This is a genomic window from Bradyrhizobium sp. NBAIM03 (assembly GCF_020194055.1).
Taxonomy (GTDB): domain Bacteria; phylum Pseudomonadota; class Alphaproteobacteria; order Rhizobiales; family Xanthobacteraceae; genus Bradyrhizobium; species Bradyrhizobium yuanmingense.
On record NZ_JADYVS010000010.1, the window covers coordinates 251,970 to 268,294 of the forward strand.

Consider the following 16,325-nt stretch of genomic DNA (forward strand, 5'->3'; position numbering starts at 1 on the left):
TCCCCGTTCTTACGGGGAGAGGGAGAAGCAAGTTAGAACTTCGAATAGTCAATCGGCTTGTGGCTTCTCCCTCTCCCCGTTCTTACGGGGAGAGGGTCGGGGTGAGGGGCTGCTTCCGCAAACACAGTGACAGTTGAGTTCGCGGAGACTCCCCCTCACCCGAATTGCTTCGCAATTCGACCTCTCCCCGCAAGCGGGGCGAGGTGAAGAAAAAGACATCACTGGGGAGAAGACAATGAAGAAGGCCTTCTGGGCTGCGCTGATTGCTGTTCTCGCTGTTGCAGGCGCCGCGCGCGCCGACGATTTTCCCTCGCGTCCCATTACCATCGTCGTGCCGTTCGCGGCCGGGGGCCCTTCGGACGCAATGGCGCGGGTGCTCGCCGAGCGTATGCGGGTGCCGCTGGGCCAGCCGGTCGTGGTCGAGAACGTCACCGGAGCAGGCGGCTCGATCGGTGTCGGTCGTGCCGTGCAATCGCCGCCCGACGGCTACACCATCTCGTTCGGCCATCTCGGGACCCACGTCGCCAACGGCGCCGTCTACAAGCTCAAATTCGACCTCGTTGCCGACCTCGAGCCGGTGGTGCTGCTGCCGAGCAACCCGATGATCGTGGTCAGCAAGAATGCGGTGCCGGCGACCTCGCTGAAGGAGCTGATCGACTGGCTGAAGTCGCGGCCGTCGCCGCCGACCGCCGGCACGGCCGGCGCGGGCTCCGGCAGCCACATCGCCGGCGTCTATTTCGAGAGCGTCTCCGGCATCAAGCTGCAATTCGTGCCGTATCGCGGCACTGCACCGGCATTGAACGATCTCATCGCCGGCCAGATCGACATCATCGTCGACCAGACCTCCAATTCCATCAGCCAGGTCCGCGCCGGCACCATCCGCGCCTATGCCGTCACCGACGACAAACGCCTCGCCTCCGCACCCGAGATCCCGACCGCGGAGGAGGCGGGCCTGAAAGGCTTCAACATGACGCTGTGGTCGGGCATGTGGGTGCCGAAGGGCACACCGAAGGAGATCGTTGCAAAGCTCAACGCCGCGGCCGTGGAGGCGCTGAACGATCCTGCGGTGCGCAAGCAGCTCGAAAGCCAGGGTCTCGAGATGACACCCAAGGATCAGCTCACGCCCGAAGCGCTCGGCACGCGGCAAAGGGCCGAGATCGCCAAATGGTGGCCGATCATCAAGGCGGCGAACATCAAGGTGGATTGAACCGGGCGGCGCACTCCTCGCGGCGTCACCGCCGCGTTTGCTGGCGGCGGGGCGCTCACGACGTGGTTTGGTGACCTGGTGCCAGCGCACGGTCCAGGCATTGCATCAGATCCGAGGCGGCGAACGGCTTACCGAGAAAACAGATTGCGCCCGCATCGAGCGCCCGCACACGCACGCCCTCATCCGGGAAAGCTGTGATGAATATGAACGGCGTAGCCGACCCCTGCGCCCGCATTTGCGTCAACAGATCGATTCCGCTCATCAGCGGCATCTGCACGTCGGCGATCACGCACGAGGTGTCGCTCGAATCGGTCGAGCTCAGGAACTCTTCCGCCGAGGCGAATGTGTGGACGTTGTATCCGCGCGATTCCAGGAGATTGTTGATCGCGGCCCGAACGTAGGGGTCGTCGTCAAGCACCGAGATGACCGAAGCCACTGACAAGACGTCCGCTCCTCGCCGGGAATTACGCTTGCCGTCGCCACGGCTAGAACATAAAGGCGCAAGGTGGACCTGCCGGTCACGATTGGAAACTCATACTTAGGTTTGTGCATCGGGCTTGTTCGGGCCGATCCCGAGCGCCTCGCTCATTCTCACCAGATCGGCCAGCGACTTCGCGCCCATCTTCCGCATGATCTGGCCGCGGTAGATCTTGACGGTGATTTCGGCCAATCCGAGCTGGGCGGCGACCTGCTTGTTCATCAGGCCGGACGTCACCAGTGACAATACGTCTCGCTCCCGCGAGGACAGTGACTCGAAGCGTGATCTGACCGTCGAGACCAACCTGTTGAGGTCGCGGCGCTTGCGGTCTCGCTCGATCGCGGCCTGAACTGCGTCGAGAATGTCCTGATCGCGGACCGGCTTGGTCAAGAAGTCGATCGCCCCGCTCTTCATGGCCCGAACCGTCATGGGGATATCGCCATGACCGGTAATGAAGATGATAGGCGTGTGGATATTTGCCTTTGCAAGGTCGGCCTGCAGCTCGAGGCCGCTCGTTCCGGGCAGGCGGATGTCGAGCACCAGGCAGCTCGGGACGTCTGGCGGCTTGGCCTGCAGGAGCTGCGGCGCCGAGCCGAATGCTTCGACCTTGAGACCGACCGACTCGAACAGATTGGTGAGCGCACGGCGCATGGACGCGTCGTCGTCGACGATGAGGACAAGGGGCTGATCGCCGTCCTTCTGCGGCGGCGAAGAGTCCGCGCGCTCGGTCACGATGCTTCCTCTCGGTGGAGGGGCAAGGTGATCTGAAAAGTCGCGCCGCGCTCCTGGTTTGATATGGCGGAAAGTCGCCCGCCATGGGCCTCGATGATCGATCGACAGATCGACAGGCCCATGCCCATGCCGGAGGACTTCGTGGTGAAGAACGGCGTGAACAGGCGGTCTATCGCCTGTTCGCTGATGCCGGTTCCGCAGTCGGAAACGCTCACCTGCATCGCGCTATCGCCGCTCGCCTGTGAGCGAATCGCCAGCTCGCGCGGGCGATCGTGGACGTCTGCCATGGCCTCGATCCCGTTCATGATCAGGTTGATCAGGACCTGCTGCAATTGGATGCGATCGCCAAAGATCCTCGGCAGTGCCGACGACAGCTCCATGCGGACGGACACGGCGTGGCTGGCCATCTCGCGTTGAACCAGCGCGACGGCCTCCCGCACGACCGCATTGGCGTCGAGCGGAACCATCTCGATGTCAGAACGCTTGGCGAGCGCCCGAACGTGACGGATCACGTCGCCGGCACGCCTGCCGTCCTCGATGATCCACTCGACCGAGCGGCGGGCCGCTTTGAGATCCGGCGGACTGCGTTGCAGCCAGGCGAGGCAGGCGTCGGCGTTTGCGATCACTGCAGCGAGCGGCTGATTGATTTCGTGCGCAATCGAAGCGGTCAGCTCACCCAGTGTCGTGACACGTGTCACATGGGCGAGCTCGGCCTGGGCCTTGCGCAGCGCGTCTTCGGCTTGGTTGGCCCGGATGGCGGCGGTTACGTCCGTGCAAACGCCACGGTAGCCCAGGAAAGTGCCGTCCGCGTCGAAGAAGGGCTTGCCGCTGGTCCGGACGTAGATCGGCTGCCCACTACGGTCTTTGCTGCGGTACACCAAGTCGCGGAACGGGACGTGGGAGTCGAGCGCCGCTCGATGTTGTCGCCATTTTTCGGGCTCGAGAGCGGCGTCGGGCGCAATGTCCCAACGCGCGAGCCCGATCAGGCCTGCGGGGGCGGTGTTGGTATCGGAGTGCTCGGATATCTGGGTGACCCGGTGGTCCGGCCCGGTTTCCCAGAACCAGTCAGACGCAGTTTCGGCATAATCGCGAAAGCGCTGCTCGCTGTCACGAAGCCTGCGTTCTGCCTCCTTGGTAGCGGTGATGTCGGTTACCGATCCGACGAACTCAACGCGACCGCTCGCATCTCGCGTTGCCCGTGCCACCGCTCGGACGTATTTGATGGAACCGTCGGGCATCACCAGCCGGTATTCGTGATCATAGTCCTTGCCCTCGCGCGCCGCCCGGCCCGTCGTCTGCTGCACGGCGAGCCGGTCCTCCGGATGGATCCGCTGGAGCATGAAGGGGATCGCGGGCTTCGTCCCTTCCTCGCATTCGAAGATGCGATAGGTCTCCTTGGACCAGGTGATCTCGCGGGTTGCGGCCTTCCAGCCAAAACTACCAGTGTGGCTCAATTCCTGCGCCTGGGCGAGATAAGCCTCGCTCTGTCGCAGCGCGTTCTCGGCCTCCTTCCGCTCAGTGATGTTCTCGCAGGCGACCAGCACGATCGGCCCGCCATTGGCTCGCAGCATGGCCTTGGCGTTCTCGCGCACCCATAACATCGAGCCGTCCTTGCGAACCTTCCGGATCTCCCAGGTGTGTGACTGATCAAGGGTCTTGAGGCACATCGCGACACAGGCGCGGACAGTGGCGCGATCTTCCGCGAGGAAGACATCCAGCACGGATCGGCCGATCAACTCCGCCGGCGTGTAGCCCAGCTGCTCGGCGCCGAATGTGTTCACGTTGATCACGGTACCGGCCGGATCCACCATGAAGTACATGACCGGCGTGTGCTCGAAGACCTGCTGCCATTGCTTGACCGCCTCGAGCAAGTCGGCGGCATTGGCATCGGTGCGCTGCTTGGCGGGAACAGTTTGCCTCAAGCAGCCGACGAGGAATTGCGCGGCTGACTTTCCGAACGTCGCTGCCCGGCCAGGCTTCATCGCTGACGCTCCCGGCACTCTCTGCGTGAACAGGAGTAGAGCACGTTGCGGCCAGAGGAGCAATTCCAGCCAAAGTCGGGTCGGCCGTCATGACGTTCGCCTTTGGACCGTCCGCTCACCGCCAGGTCCATTGCGGCGCCTCACGGACACCGTGCCGGCCGAGGTTCACGGTGACCGTGCAGCCGGTGCGTCGTGCGCCGTCTCGTTGAACTCGGGCCGCGTGGGCCCGGGCGAATACGGGACAAACTTAGGTATAGCTCCTCCATGCCTAGTCATGTCGGCCATTTTACCTCCGTACAATTGAGCGTTTCGTGCCCGGCGGACTAGCCTCTCGACCATCGGGAGTGTCGAAGCGAACAGCCGAGAAAAGCGCAAGCAACAGAGGGAGACAGCAATGTGCGATATGTCGGTACTTCCTGAGCGTCGCCCATCGGCGTCCGAAAGTTGCTCCTCAGTCAAGGGCTGTGCGGTGTGCGGCGGCAAGTTTGGCCTGATCCGCTACTATTCCTGGCGCACGGCGCTCTGCTCCAAGAAGTGCGTTGATCGTTTCCGCACGCGAAGCGAACGCGACCGCCGGTGGTTGTTTCGGGCCCAGGTCGCATAAGGCTGGATTGGAGAGTTGATCCGGGAGGCCGTGCGTTGAACCGCTCATGCAAGCTCTTCTGCTGGATCGTTCTCATCGCCCCCATCGCGGCCGGCCAGGCACAGGAGACGGGACACGGTGCCGTTCATCGCAAGCACCCACCCCGGGACCAGGCGCTGCACGAAAAGTTCTATTCCACCTGGCACATGCCTGATAACCCGAGCCTCAGTTGTTGCAACAGCGCCGACTGTTATCCGACCGACATCAAGTACATCGACGGCCAGATCTATGCGCGGCGCCGGGAGGACGGGAGATACATTCTGATCCCACCGCAAAAGGTGGAGCGAAACAGGGATAATCCGGACGGCCGGAATCATCTGTGCGCTCCACCGCCCGCACTGTCTCCGCTCGACAGCGTTTACTGCTTCGCTTTGGGAGGTGCCACATGAGATTCGCTTTCGTGCTGGTCAACGGCCGGACCCCGTTCCGGCAGACCTCGTGCATGCAGTGCTGCGAGCCGATCAGCGGCAGTTATTTGCGCGAGATCGCGACCCGTCTGCCTTACTGCGATCATCAGTGCTACGCGCTGTTCTGCGAGACGCTCGCCAAAGATGGCGTGAGAGCGGCTTCATGAAATTCGTGGTGGTCAATCACGAGCCGCCGTTGCACGCGGCCGCGTGCAGCACATGCTCGCGGTCGCTCCGCTCCGGCTATGTCCGCCATGCGCGGACGCAGCGCCGTTACTGTGACGACGATTGTTACCGGCGCGGCGAATTCTCCACGCTGTTCATGCACTGGCCGGTGCCTGGGCGGACGGAACCAATTGCCGGCAAGGTCGAGCTCGCCGCTGGCAGCATGATCCAGACGTTGACGGTGATGAGTGCCGTCTGGTGCTGGGGCTGCACGATCACTGCCTGGACCTTCGCGAGAGCTTTGACCGGCGCCTATTTGGACAGTCGCGACCCGATCACGATGGAAGGAGGTGATACCTAGAGCATGATCCGGAAAAGTGTGAAGCGGTTTTCCGAAACGATCATGCTCAAACAATAACGTAAAGCGCGATGACGATTCATCCTAATCGCATCGCGCTTTAGCTGCGCGGCTGCACGCGCGTAGAAGCCGCAGCACCGTATTCTTGCAGGCGCCGCGTCCAGCCCCGGCGGCGTTGATCAGGGAATGGGTGCTGCGGCCGCCGCTGGCTCCGTTGCGCTGGCCTCGTGCGTCACCACGCGCTGGTCGCTCTTGCCGGCGATCATGCTGCTGCCCTCGAACCTTGCCCGGTAGACCAGCACGTTCTCCATCACGCGCTGGACGTAGTTGCGCGTCTCGGACAGCGGGATGCGCTCGACCCAGTCGACCGGATCGATGTTGGGGTCCCGGGGATCACCGCGCTTCTGCACCCATTCACGCACGCGGCCGCGGCCGGCATTGTATCCGGCGAAGGTCATGATCTGGTTACCGCGATATTCCGAGAACAGCGCGCTGAGCTCGGCGGCGCCCATCTGCGTGTTGTAGACGGGGTCGGAGACCATCCTGTCCCAGTCGTAAGTCAGGCCGAAGCGCTTCGCGGTGTCGCGTCCCGCTTCCGGCGTCACCTGCATCAGCCCGACCGCGTTGGCATGCGACTTGTCGCGCTGCTCGAACGAGCTCTCGGTGCGTGCCACCGAATAGATCACGCTGGTCTCGATCGCCGGTGCGACCTGCTTGTGCTCGGGGATGCCGATGGTCGGGAAGGCGTAATGGTCGAGCGCGAGCCCGCGCGCCAACGCGGTCTTGCCGACCTCCAGCATCACGCGCGCATCGTTGCGCCGGCCCGCAAGCTCGCCGAGCGCTTCCAGCGCGGCGACGTCGGTGCTCTCTTTGGCGAAATCCTCGGCGTAATAGAACACCATGTCGCGCTCGCCGATGCCGTAGAGCATGTCGGCGGCGCGCACGCGCTCGTCCGCAAGCTGCGCATCGGCCGAGGCCAGCACCGGCGAGGGCGGACGCAGTTCGATGCCGTCGAGGCCGAGCCTGGCGCGGGCGAGCTGGCCGTAATAGGCGGTGTGATAGCGCGCCGCCGCCCGGTAGCTCATGCGCGCGTCGGCCGCCGCGCCCATGGCTTCGGCCGCGCGGCCGCGCCAGTAATGCGCCCGCGACAGCGCGATCGGATTGGACGAGCCAGCGTCGATCGAGGCGAAATGCACCATCGCCGTCTTGGGATCGTCGAGATAGCGTAGCGCGATCCAGCCGCACATGAAGTGATAGTCGACGCGGTAGACCTCCTTTTCCGGCACCGCGGCCGTATGCACCACGTCATAGGCGATCCTGGCCTTGCCCTGATCGAGCAGCTTGCGCGCCAGCATGCGGCGCTCGCGCCACCAGGCATCGGTGTCCTGCGCGGCCATCATGTCGGGCTTGGCAGCGAGGATCACCTCGGCCGCGTCGTCGATGCGGTCGTTCTGAAGATGCCACTGCGCGCGGCACAGCACGTAACCGAGATCGCGTCGCTCCTCGGCCGCGACGTCCTCGAGCAGATCCTTGGCCTTGCTCGCCTTGCCGGTGACGGCGGCGCAGGCCTTCACGATCGCGAGCGCGTCCTCGCCGAGCCGCTTCGCCGCGCGCCGCGCACCTGCATAATCCTTGGCGCCGAGGCGCTTGTCCATGCGCGCGCGGTGATCGTCGGCGGACAGAAGGTCGCCGAACGCCGCATAGGAGTCCTCTTCGCTCCGCTCGGACAGTTCCTCCGCGCGCCAGGTTTCCCGGACCAGCCGCGCAGCCCTGTCGGTCTCACCTTCGGCGAGCAGGACGCGCGCGAGTGCGAACTTGCCCTTGGCGCTGGTCGGGCGATCCATCGTGAACTTGTGCACGATGGCCGCGTCGGCCTTCTCCTGCCACAGCCGTGCCTCGGCACGGCGGCGGAGCAGGGCGCTGCTCGGCCAACCGGGATTGGCGGCGAGGAAGGCGGCGTAGCGCTTGAAATTCGCGGTACTGTCGGGATGGCGCAGCATGAACCAGTCGGCGAGCTTCTGTCCGGCAGGGTCCGTGATGCGGTCGCGCGCAGCGCTCGCGTCTTCGGTCTTGCCCTTGCGCGTCAGGTCGATGGCGTCCTTCAGCGCGGCGAGATCGCCGGTCAGCGGCGGCAGCGCCGGCTTGGCCGCGGGCTCCTCGACCGCCTTCTTCGATTTGCGCTTGGCCTCGGCGTGCTTGCCGTGCCGCGCTTTGCCGGCGGAGGCGTGGCGGTGCTTGCCCGCTTTCGCCTCATGCGTCTTCTTCGGTGCGGATGATTTTTGACTGCTCTTCGCCGCAAGCTCGGTGGGAAGGAGGGCCATCGCGGCCACGGCAACGACACACGCGAGCGAGCGTAGGCACTGGTTCATTGGATGGTCCCCCCTGCGAAAACCACTACAAACCAAGGTCCGCGACATGCGGCTTGCGAATCAAAGTACCGAACGATGCGTCGGCATCGTGTCGCATCCTCAGGCTGTCGCAACAATGCGGCAAAATACGGATTGGAACTGGGGAACTTCCGAAAGGACGGAAGAGGCAGTGGCTTTAACCTTTGTTAACGATCTGGACTCGCGCGACGATTGCGCACGGTACAGGACGCCGGAACGGCCAGATTGCGCGTGTTCCCTCGGCGAAATCCGGTGTATGAGTTCCTTCTCTTCATCCTTTCAACCTTTGCCCTGTACCTATGCCGATTTTCAACCAGTCGATCCGGCGCAAGATCGTCGGCATCGCGCTCGGATTGATCGTCCTGATGCTGGTCACCTCGATCCTGTCGATGGTGATGTCTAGCCAGGTCGGCATTTTGCTCGACGAGCTGACCAACCGCTACATCCCGGCCTATAGCCATCTGGCGCGCGCGAACATCCGCTCGCTGGAACGGGCGCTGGCGCAGCGGCGGATGGTGATGACCAGGATGGAGGCGCCGTCGGACGAGGAGGCCTACGCGGCGCGGCTTCGCGACTTCGAGGCCTTGGACCGCAATTTCGAGCGGGAGGCCGAGGCCGCTCGCAAGCTCATCAACGCGATCATCGACGACCCCAGGACGTATTCCGACAACGCCGCGCTGGCACGGCTCGACGTCCGGATCGAAAGCTCCGTCACCGAGCTGCGGCGCGATCTGGACGAGGGCAATGCGAAACTGCTCAAGCAGGTCGACGCCAAGGATATGGCCGCGGCCCGCGGCACGCTGGAACACCTCGACACGCTGCGCGATGCGTTCAACCGGAAGGTCGATGCGATCCGCGCCGACATGCTGGCGCAGGTCTATTTCTCGACGTCTCAGGTGATCGGCCGCCAGCACCAGACCATCATCGTCTCGGGGGTCGTAACCCTGCTCGCGGCGATCGTCGGCTTCGTGTTTGCGCTGCTGGTGAGTAGCGGCATTACGCGACCGGTGCGCCTGCTGCTGGCCGGCGCCCGCGAGGTCGAGGCGGGCCGGTTCGACAAGCCCATCACCGTCTCGACACAGGACGAGATCGGCGAGCTCGCCGCCGCCTTCAACCGCATGATCGAGCAGCTCAGGCACAACGAGCGCATTCGCGAGACCTTCGGCCGTTACATCGACCCGAAGGTGGTGCAGGGCCTGATCGACCGGCCGGAGGTCGCCATCGACGGTGAGCGCCGGGTGATGACCATCTTGTTCTGCGACATGAGCGGCTTCACCTCGATGAGCGAGGGCATGACGCCGCGCGGCCTCGTCAAGGTGATGAACCACTACTTCACCGTGATGTCTGCTCCCATCAGGAACAATCGCGGGATCATCGACAAATATATCGGCGACGCCATCATGTCCTATTGGGGGCCGCCCTTCATCGAGGAGGAGGAGCAGGGTCTGCTCGCAGGGCTCGCCGCCGTCGAGATGACCGATCAGGTGCCCGCGCTGCAGAAGCAGCTGCCGGACCTGCTCGGCATCCGCGCCATGCCGGCGCCGTGCGATCTTCGCATCGGCATCGCCACGGGCGAGGTCCTGACCGGCAGTATCGGTTCCGAGCTGATGATGAGCTTCACCGTGATGGGCGATGCCGTGAATCTCGCCTCGCGGCTGGAGGCCGTCAACAAGGTCTACGGCACCCGCATCCTGATCTCGCAGGCGACCGCGGACGGGATCGGATCGCGCCTGGAATTGCGCGAGATCGATCGTCTGGCGGTCGCGGGCCAAAGCGCGCCGCAGGCGATCTTCGAGCTGATGGCGAGACCGGGCGCGCTCAGCGATGCGCAAGTGAGCTTGCGCACGCATTATGCCGATGGTCTCGCCGCCTATCGTGCGCGGCGCTTCGACGATGCCCGCGCCGCCTTCAACGCGGCGCTCGAGGCGGTCCCCGGCGACGGCCCCTCGCGCACGATGCTCGGCCGCATCGCTCAATTTGTGGCCAATCCGCCGGATCCCGATTGGGACGGCGTCTGGCGGCTGGAGCAGAAATAGCCGTGCCTTTGCGGTCGGCACGCCGCGCCGGAAAAAAGATGCTACTCCATAACGATGTTCGCCGTGACCTATTTCCCGGGCTTAGGTTGGGTGTCCATGAGGCGTCTGATGGGGACACGCCGATGACACATCTCGAGGACAGGCTGGAACGGTTCGAGACGCTCAGCGCCGAATGCGAGCTGATCGCCAAGCTCGCCACCGACAGCAGCAAGCGCGAGTTCTATTTGAAGCTCGGGGAACAGTACCGTCAGCTGGCCGTCGATATCCGGCAGGCGATCGCGACGACGGCTGCGGCCTGAGCCGGCTGAAATCCGTTCTTAACGTTTGGCGCGCATCCTTGGAGCAAGCGAGCATCGCCGGTCGGCGACACTCGTTGGTGGGAAGGCCGGGGTTCGCTGCAATGCAGCGCGCCTCGTGAGTGTGATTTGCCATGTCTGACAGGGCAATCCCATGCGCCTCGTTGCAGTGATCATATTCGCGCTCATGACGGCGGCCTGCGATCAGGAGCAGGACATCACCGGCTCGACGAATCCGGCCTGTCCGTTGCGCAACTACAGCTACAATCCACGCGACATGAACCAGTGCGTCAGCGCCTGCAAAACGTGCGACCGCGGCACGACGGTCACCTGCACGACCTCCTGCACCCTCAAGGGCGCCCGCTGAGCACTTTGCGGATGCGCGGAACCGGTAGGGCACTCGAGCCAATGCCGGCGGTGCTGTAGCACCGGAACGATTCACATGCATTAATCATTGAAGGAGGCGGCAGGACGCGGAGTCCAATGGAATGGGTATGCTCGATCCCGGTCGATTTCTGGTGTCGTGCTCGCATTGCGATGCCTGGCCGATGGCGGCCAATGTGAAACGGTCGAGCTGGTCGGCGTCGCCGCACGAGGTCCGCTTCGTCTGCACGCGTTGCCGCCGCGAAGAAACGGCGATCGTCTCGGCCTCCGGCGAATTGACCCCCATCAAGCGCGTCGATGCCCCGCCACGCGATGTCGCTGTCGCCTGGGCCCAGGCGCAACGCTCGCGCGGGCGGTCCTGATGTTCGGCGTCGCCGTCTCGTCGATGTTTCGCTTCTCTGTCAATCTGCCCGCTCTAAAATATTCCACTTTACCGAAATTCGGAAATGACGTATGTGTCGCCCATCCCGGCTCAATCTCGAGGGGCGATCATGAGGTCGTCATTGTCGCGAGCCGGGCTTGCGGTGGACGCGGCAGCGTCGTGTACGAGAGCTGAGGGCAGGGCGGATTGCTCTCCGTGAGCCCGAGGCTTCGTACGGACGAGCGGCGCTGTCAGGTTCGTCGCGCCGGCATTTCGATGGCAACGTGCACAACGCCGTCGAACCCTGCGGCGCCAACGAACCGCGCGTACGGCAAAACCGTGTGGTCCTGGCCGTCGTTGCTACGGCCAAGCTCTGGCGAATGCGGCATTGACGTCAACCGGCGCGGTGCCGGCGACTTTCGCGGGAGCGAGGGAGGCCAGAGGGAACTCGGCTCCCGGGAGAGCGCGGCATAAGCCGTCCGACCATCGCGCAGGGAAGGCCGTGTGTTGGGCTTCACCTGTATGCTGCTGTGCGGTTCTTCCTGCGTGTGCTTTTCGCGCAGCGGACCGCGGGTGCCAGCCGGCACCCGGCCTTCCCTGCGCCCTCTTGGCTATGAGGGCAGCGAGACGAAGCAAAGCTCGGGCGAAGCAGCCGCGAGGCCGAGTACGCACGTCTGCGTCACACATTCGGTGTCATCGCCCGGCTTGACCGGGCGATCCAGTACTCCGAGACGCCAGTGATTGAATCGAGAGGCCGCGGCGTACTGGATTCCCCGCCTTCGCGGGGAATGACAAGTGTTACTTGGAGAACGCAGCGTCGCCTCACACTCCGTCATTGCGAGCGCAGCGACTTGTCCGCGGAAGCCTTTGGCGAAGGCGGAAGCAATCCAGAATCTTTCCGCGGCGGGATTCTGGATTGCTTCGTCGCAAGGGCTCCTCGCAATGACGAGGAGGAGAGAGCGAGCGCTACTCTTCGCTCTCGTGCCCTGGACGCAGCGCAGCGTCCCCCGGCGATGCGAAGCATCGTCCGGTTCAACGGTGCGCTGCCGAGCCGGCGCCCATCTATCCGCAATCGCCGTGTTGCCTGGCGTGCCGACTCCGCGCCGCAACGCCCGCGCGTTGCAACTTGTCCGGGACACGAGCGATGCGCATCGGTTCGCGTGGGGCTGCCGCCGACTCACTTCGGGAATGCCCGCCTGTTGTCCAGAGTGGATGTTCTGTGCCTTCCGAAAGATCTCAGGTTGTCGATCGTCACTTTAGCGAGGTATCCACGTAAGCAAACCCGTGTCTTCCCGGTAACGATTGTGCTGTCTGTGCAACACCCACATCGGATTTAACCCTTATCACCGGCGGTTCGCATCGCCGCCGCTTTTTGGCCACACCCGGACATGAATAAAATCGCTCTAATGTTTTAAGGGCAGTGGCGGTCTTCGAAGGCGACGAGAAAATCCCAAGGTCGATTCAAATCTTGGCTCTGATTTTTCGGGTCTGAAAGGGTTGGCCGGAGAAGCTGGTTGCGATGGGCGCGAAGATCAACAAGCAAAGGCTGCCGAGCCGTCACGTGACGGAAGGCCCTGCGCGCGCGCCGCACCGGTCCTATTTCTACGCCATGGGTCTGACCACCGAGCAGATCCACCAGCCCTTCGTCGGCGTCGCCTCGTGCTGGAACGAAGCTGCTCCCTGCAACATCGCGCTGATGCGTCAGGCTCAGGCGGTGAAGAAAGGCGTCGCGTCCGCCGGCGGCACGCCGCGCGAATTCTGCACCATCACCGTGACCGACGGCATCGCCATGGGCCATGACGGCATGCGCTCCTCGCTGCCGTCGCGCGAATGCATCGCCGATTCGGTCGAGCTGACCGTGCGCGGCCATGCCTATGACGCGCTCGTCGGGCTCGCCGGCTGCGACAAGTCGCTGCCGGGCATGATGATGGCGATGGTCCGCCTCAACGTGCCCTCGATCTTCATCTATGGCGGCTCGATCCTGCCCGGCAATTTCCGCGGGCAGCAGGTCACCGTGCAGGACATGTTCGAGGCGGTCGGCAAGCATTCGGTCGGCGCCATGTCGGACGAGGACCTCGACGAGATCGAGCGCGTCGCCTGTCCCTCGGCCGGCGCCTGCGGCGCGCAGTTCACCGCCAACACCATGGCGACCGTCTCAGAGGCGATCGGGCTGGCGCTGCCGTACTCGGCCGGTGCCCCGGCGCCCTACGAGATCCGTGACGCCTTCTGCATGACCGCGGGCGAGAAGGTGATGGACCTGATCGCCCAGAACATCCGGCCGCGCGACATCGTCACCCGCAAGGCGCTGGAGAATGCGGCCGCCGTGGTCGCTGCATCCGGCGGCTCGACCAATGCTGCGCTGCACCTGCCTGCGATCGCGCACGAGGTCGGCATCAAGTTCGACCTGTTCGACGTCGCTGAAATCTTCAAAAAGACACCATATGTCGCGGATTTGAAGCCGGGTGGCCGTTATGTCGCCAAAGACATGTTTGAAGTAGGTGGCATACCGCTTCTGATGAAGACGCTGTTCGACAACGGCTTCCTGCACGGTGATTGCCTTACCGTCACAGGCCGCACGATCGCCGAAAACCTCAAGAGCGTGAAATGGAATCCGCACCAGGACGTGGTGCACCCGGCAGACAAGCCCATCACCGTGACAGGCGGTGTGGTCGGCCTGAAGGGCAATTTGGCGCCAGAAGGTGCGATCGTGAAAGTCGCGGGAATGTCCAACCTCAGGTTTACCGGTCCGGCCAGGTGCTTCGACCGTGAGGAGGACGCGTTCGAGGCGGTCCAGAACCGCACCTACCGCGAAGGCGAAGTCATCGTGATCCGCTACGAGGGGCCGAAGGGCGGTCCCGGCATGCGGGAAATGCTCCAGACCACGGCAGCGCTGACCGGCCAGGGCATGGGCGGCAAGATCGCGCTCATCACCGACGGCCGCTTCTCCGGCGCCACCCGCGGCTTCTGCATCGGCCATGTCGGGCCGGAGGCGGCGGTCGGCGGCCCGATCGGGCTGCTCGAGGACGGCGACGTCATCGAGATCGACGCGGTGGCCGGTACCCTTAACGTAAAATTGAGCGACGCCGAGCTCGCCCAGCGCAGAACCAAATGGAGCGCCCGCGCGACTAACCACACGTCGGGTGCGCTCTGGAAATATGCTCAGCAAGTTGGACCGGCGGTCGGGGGGGCAGTGACCCATCCGGGCGGCGCGCACGAGAAACAGTGCTATGCGGACATTTAGGCGTGCCACAGTTGCGTTTGTGTTGGGGGCGGTTGCGCTGGCCGTGCCGGCGTTCGCCTTCGACGGTTCGCCGGTCAACCCGAAGGACGCCACCATCCCGGTCGTGACGACCTTGCCCGGCGCTGCGGGTGCGGTGCGCACTAAGGTTCCGCCGCAGGTCGCAACCCAGGAAACCTCGCTCAGCGCCTTGCAATATGCCGCCGAGGGCGGCCACCCCATCGCGCAGTGGAAGCTCGGCCGCATGTACGCCAACGGCGACGGCGTCGCCCAGGACGATCTGCGTGCCTTCGAATATTTCAGCCGGATCGCCAACGCGCATGCCGAGGACAGCCCGTCGGCGCCGCAGGCGCAGATCGTGGCCAACGCCTTCGTTGCCCTCGGCCGCTACTATCTGGCCGGCATCCCGAATTCGAAGGTCAAGGCCGACCCGGACCGCGCCCGCGAGATGTTCTCCTATGCCGCATCCTATTTCGGCAATGCAGACGCGCAGTACGACCTCGCCCGTCTGTACCTGAAGACCCCGGACGCCTCGCGCGAGGACTACCGCTATGGCGCGCGCTGGCTTGGCCTCGCCGCGCAGAAGGGCCAGCACCAGGCCCAGGCCTTGCTCGGCCAGATGCTGTTCAACGGCGACCGCCTGCCGCGGCAGGCCGCGCGCGGCCTGATGTGGCTGACGCTGGCGCGCGACAGCGCCGGTGCCGACGAGGTCTGGATCAAGGAAAGCTACAACCGCGCCTTCGCCAAGGCCTCCGACGACGACCGCGCTATGGCCCTGCAAATGCTGGAGCAATGGGTGCAGGGGCGTCGGGAGTGATCGGCTGAGGCGGCCTTAAGCCGCCTCGAGATCCAGATCCGCCCACACCGGCACGTGGTCCGACGGCTTTTCCCAGCCGCGCACATAGCTGTCGATGCCGACATTGGCGAGCTTGTCGCTGGCCTGCGGCGACAGCAGCAGGTGGTCGATCCGCAGCCCCTGGTTCTTCTGCCAGGCCCCGGCCTGGTAGTCCCAGAACGTGTAGAGCCCGCCCTCGTCGGTGACGGCGCGCAAGGCGTCGCTGAGGCCGATGCCGAGCAGGGACTGGAAGCTCTCGCGCGTCTCGGTCTTGAACAAGGCGTCCTCGGTCCAGGCGGCCGGATTGTGCACGTCGCGGGCATGCGGGATGACGTTGAAGTCGCCGGCCAGGATCAGCGGGACCTCCTCCTTCAGTCGCTCCTTCGAATAATCAAGAAGCCGCGACATCCATTTGAGCTTGTAGGGATATTTATCGGTCCCGACCGGATTGCCATTGGGCAGATAGAGGCAGGCGATGCGCAGCACGCCGGACTTCAGCGTGACCACGCCTTCGAGGAAGCGGGCATGGCTATCCTCGTCGTCGCCGGCAAGGCCCGACTTGGTCTCGTCGAACCTGAGCTTGGACAGCAGGGCGACGCCGTTGAACGTCTTCTGCCCGTGCGTCACCACGTTGTAGCCGAGTGCCTCGATCTCCAGCCGCGGAAAGGCCTCGTCGACGCACTTGATCTCCTGCAGGCAGACGATGTCCGGCTGGCACTCTTTCAGCCAGGTCAGGAGCAGATCGATCCGCTGCCGGACCGAGTTCACGTTCCAGGTGGCTACTCTGATGGGCATTGGCAGGGCTCCGGGCGGGGG

The 16,325-nt window shown here is 64.3% G+C and carries 15 protein-coding genes; 10 read left to right on the forward strand and 5 right to left on the reverse strand.

Annotation, left to right across the window (positions count from 1 at the left end; all coding sequences use genetic code 11):
* The first annotated feature begins 235 nt into the window (after nucleotides 1-235).
* The gene (locus I6F21_RS18065) at nucleotides 236-1,207 is read left to right on the forward strand and encodes a tripartite tricarboxylate transporter substrate binding protein BugD (RefSeq protein WP_225140001.1); all 972 of its coding nucleotides are present in this window, start codon (nucleotides 236-238) and stop codon (nucleotides 1,205-1,207) included.
* Nucleotides 1,208-1,262: 55 nt separating this feature from the next.
* Here the strand turns inward: I6F21_RS18065 and I6F21_RS18070 are convergent, their stop codons facing one another.
* From I6F21_RS18070 to I6F21_RS18080, 3 genes are all read right to left on the reverse strand, one after another.
* Nucleotides 1,263-1,649: a response regulator gene (locus I6F21_RS18070; RefSeq protein ID WP_109143649.1), complete on the reverse strand. Its 387-nt coding sequence runs from the start codon at nucleotides 1,647-1,649 to the stop codon at nucleotides 1,263-1,265.
* A gap of 96 nt (nucleotides 1,650-1,745) precedes the next feature.
* Entirely contained in the window at nucleotides 1,746-2,417 is a 672-nt protein-coding gene (locus tag I6F21_RS18075) for a response regulator transcription factor (protein ID WP_225133699.1), read from the reverse strand.
* On the reverse strand, nucleotides 2,414-4,399 hold the full coding sequence (locus tag I6F21_RS18080; RefSeq protein WP_225183354.1) for a PAS domain S-box protein: 1,986 nt from the start codon (nucleotides 4,397-4,399) through the stop codon (nucleotides 2,414-2,416). Before I6F21_RS18080 ends, I6F21_RS18075 begins: the two co-directional genes overlap by 4 nt.
* Nucleotides 4,400-5,038: 639 nt before the next feature.
* On the opposite strand from I6F21_RS18080, the gene I6F21_RS18085 reads away from it, so the two are divergent.
* From I6F21_RS18085 to I6F21_RS18095, 3 genes are read left to right on the forward strand one after another with little or no spacing between them, the layout of a single operon-like run.
* Nucleotides 5,039-5,431, forward strand: a complete 393-nt coding sequence (locus I6F21_RS18085) for a hypothetical protein (RefSeq protein WP_225139999.1) — start codon at nucleotides 5,039-5,041, stop codon at nucleotides 5,429-5,431.
* Entirely contained in the window at nucleotides 5,428-5,616 is a 189-nt protein-coding gene (locus I6F21_RS18090; protein WP_036009825.1) for a hypothetical protein, read from the forward strand. The genes I6F21_RS18085 and I6F21_RS18090 overlap by 4 nt, the downstream gene beginning before the upstream one ends.
* Complete coding sequence (locus I6F21_RS18095; RefSeq protein ID WP_036031661.1) at nucleotides 5,613-5,975, forward strand: hypothetical protein; 363 nt, start codon at nucleotides 5,613-5,615, stop codon at nucleotides 5,973-5,975. The genes I6F21_RS18090 and I6F21_RS18095 overlap by 4 nt, the downstream gene beginning before the upstream one ends.
* A 176-nt stretch (nucleotides 5,976-6,151) precedes the next feature.
* Here I6F21_RS18095 and I6F21_RS18100 read toward each other — a convergent pair whose 3' ends face one another.
* Nucleotides 6,152-8,341 carry a lytic transglycosylase domain-containing protein gene (locus I6F21_RS18100; RefSeq protein WP_225139998.1) on the reverse strand — a complete coding sequence of 730 codons (2,190 nt, stop codon included), beginning with the start codon at nucleotides 8,339-8,341 and terminating at the stop codon, nucleotides 6,152-6,154.
* 317 nt (nucleotides 8,342-8,658) lie between these two features.
* Between I6F21_RS18100 and I6F21_RS18105 the strand changes: the two genes are divergently transcribed.
* From I6F21_RS18105 to I6F21_RS18130, 6 genes are all read left to right on the forward strand, one after another.
* Nucleotides 8,659-10,395, forward strand: coding sequence for an adenylate/guanylate cyclase domain-containing protein (locus I6F21_RS18105; RefSeq protein WP_225125264.1), 1,737 nt, complete (start codon nucleotides 8,659-8,661; stop codon nucleotides 10,393-10,395).
* Nucleotides 10,396-10,517: 122 nt separating this feature from the next.
* Complete coding sequence (locus tag I6F21_RS18110; protein WP_192893196.1) at nucleotides 10,518-10,694, forward strand: hypothetical protein; 177 nt, start codon at nucleotides 10,518-10,520, stop codon at nucleotides 10,692-10,694.
* A 151-nt stretch (nucleotides 10,695-10,845) separates the two neighbouring features.
* Nucleotides 10,846-11,058 (forward strand): hypothetical protein, encoded by a 213-nt coding sequence (locus tag I6F21_RS18115; protein WP_109143656.1) that lies wholly within the window; start codon nucleotides 10,846-10,848, stop codon nucleotides 11,056-11,058.
* A gap of 121 nt (nucleotides 11,059-11,179) precedes the next feature.
* Nucleotides 11,180-11,437, forward strand: coding sequence for a hypothetical protein (locus I6F21_RS18120; protein WP_036009816.1), 258 nt, complete (start codon nucleotides 11,180-11,182; stop codon nucleotides 11,435-11,437).
* A gap of 1,518 nt (nucleotides 11,438-12,955) precedes the next feature.
* Nucleotides 12,956-14,677, forward strand: coding sequence for a dihydroxy-acid dehydratase (ilvD, locus tag I6F21_RS18125; protein ID WP_225139997.1), 1,722 nt, complete (start codon nucleotides 12,956-12,958; stop codon nucleotides 14,675-14,677).
* The gene (locus I6F21_RS18130; RefSeq protein ID WP_225139996.1) at nucleotides 14,664-15,491 is read left to right on the forward strand and encodes a tetratricopeptide repeat protein; all 828 of its coding nucleotides are present in this window, start codon (nucleotides 14,664-14,666) and stop codon (nucleotides 15,489-15,491) included. Before ilvD ends, I6F21_RS18130 begins: the two co-directional genes overlap by 14 nt.
* A 15-nt stretch (nucleotides 15,492-15,506) precedes the next feature.
* Here the strand turns inward: I6F21_RS18130 and xth are convergent, their stop codons facing one another.
* Nucleotides 15,507-16,304 carry an exodeoxyribonuclease III gene (gene xth / locus I6F21_RS18135; protein WP_225139995.1) on the reverse strand — a complete coding sequence of 266 codons (798 nt, stop codon included), beginning with the start codon at nucleotides 16,302-16,304 and terminating at the stop codon, nucleotides 15,507-15,509.
* Nucleotides 16,305-16,325: the final 21 nt, after the last annotated feature.

Bases quoted from the DNA above. Each gene is read 5' to 3' on its own strand.
- I6F21_RS18065 (WP_225140001.1), top strand. From the start codon at position 236: ATGAAGAAGGCCTTCTGGGCTGCGCTGATTGCTGTTCTCGCTGTTGCA.
- I6F21_RS18080 (WP_225183354.1), bottom strand. From the start codon at position 4,399: ATGAAGCCTGGCCGGGCAGCGACGTTCGGAAAGTCAGCCGCGCAATTC.
- I6F21_RS18090 (WP_036009825.1), top strand. From the start codon at position 5,428: ATGAGATTCGCTTTCGTGCTGGTCAACGGCCGGACCCCGTTCCGGCAG.
- I6F21_RS18095 (WP_036031661.1), top strand. From the start codon at position 5,613: ATGAAATTCGTGGTGGTCAATCACGAGCCGCCGTTGCACGCGGCCGCG.
- I6F21_RS18100 (WP_225139998.1), bottom strand. From the start codon at position 8,341: ATGAACCAGTGCCTACGCTCGCTCGCGTGTGTCGTTGCCGTGGCCGCG.
- I6F21_RS18105 (WP_225125264.1), top strand. From the start codon at position 8,659: ATGCCGATTTTCAACCAGTCGATCCGGCGCAAGATCGTCGGCATCGCG.
- I6F21_RS18110 (WP_192893196.1), top strand. From the start codon at position 10,518: ATGACACATCTCGAGGACAGGCTGGAACGGTTCGAGACGCTCAGCGCC.
- I6F21_RS18115 (WP_109143656.1), top strand. From the start codon at position 10,846: ATGCGCCTCGTTGCAGTGATCATATTCGCGCTCATGACGGCGGCCTGC.
- I6F21_RS18120 (WP_036009816.1), top strand. From the start codon at position 11,180: ATGGGTATGCTCGATCCCGGTCGATTTCTGGTGTCGTGCTCGCATTGC.
- ilvD (WP_225139997.1), top strand. From the start codon at position 12,956: ATGGGCGCGAAGATCAACAAGCAAAGGCTGCCGAGCCGTCACGTGACG.
- I6F21_RS18130 (WP_225139996.1), top strand. From the start codon at position 14,664: ATGCGGACATTTAGGCGTGCCACAGTTGCGTTTGTGTTGGGGGCGGTT.
- xth (WP_225139995.1), bottom strand. From the start codon at position 16,304: ATGCCCATCAGAGTAGCCACCTGGAACGTGAACTCGGTCCGGCAGCGG.